Source organism: Synechococcus sp. R55.2, assembly GCF_047462075.1.
Taxonomy (GTDB): Bacteria; Cyanobacteriota; Cyanobacteriia; order Thermostichales; family Thermostichaceae; genus Thermostichus.
The window spans coordinates 1-746 of sequence record NZ_JANSIH010000209.1 but is presented as its reverse complement, the minus strand read 5'-3'; the positions used below and the strand labels follow the sequence as shown (position 1 = coordinate 746).

Below are 746 nucleotides of genomic sequence, written 5' to 3'. Positions count from 1 at the left end.
CAACCGCACAGAACTGGCCCGCTGGGCGATAGAAAGTGGTCTGGGCAAAAAACCGTTGTAATTCCCGCCACCCCTTTCAACGGCTGGAGAACTCTATCTCCTCGGCGCGATTGGAGATAGGGTAGTGATCGCACTTGAAGGGCAAGGTAACTGGGGTGGGCAAGTCTTTTCAAAAATTGGCGGGGGAGGATCTGCTGGCCTTGCCCCAACGTACATTGGCCGCCGATTTTCACTGCGTTACCCAAAAACTGGGTCTAAAGCCCCGTCCTTCCAGGACAGTTTTTGCCCTGTTGTTGTCATTTTAAACAGGAATGAAACATTTCCGTTGCATTGCTTCCTAGCTCCTTTCTCCCTCTGGGACAGGATCTAAAGGTGATTGTGGAAGCGGCGTGGAACGTTTGGGCAGCAGCGGGGGTGTCTCAATCTAGTTTGAAATGACTATAGACCTGCAATGATATAGACCTGCAATGAAATAAACCCATGCTGGTCAGGGAAGCCAAACTCCTCAACGCCGCTCCAGCGCCATACCAAGCCTTGGATGAGGCCCTGCCCAGTTTGTCCGCAACCAATGCTTGCGTCACTGGATGGATGAGCGTGGTGTCAACAAAGCTGCCTTGTACTCCCGATGCAATGTTAACTTGGCAACTGGGATGGGTTTCCCCGCAAGGCTTCCAGGAAGGCAAATACTGCAGGCGGATGCAGCGCAGAGGCCAGAACAGCAGCTCCGATCACCCGCTCCAGTGGGA

General features: G+C 53.4%; 1 pseudogene. It reads right to left on the bottom strand.

Annotated features, from left to right (window positions below):
• Positions 1-633: 633 nt before the first annotated feature.
• Positions 634-746 (bottom strand): annotated as a pseudogene (locus NW838_RS07345) (LysR family transcriptional regulator); the annotation flags it as partial.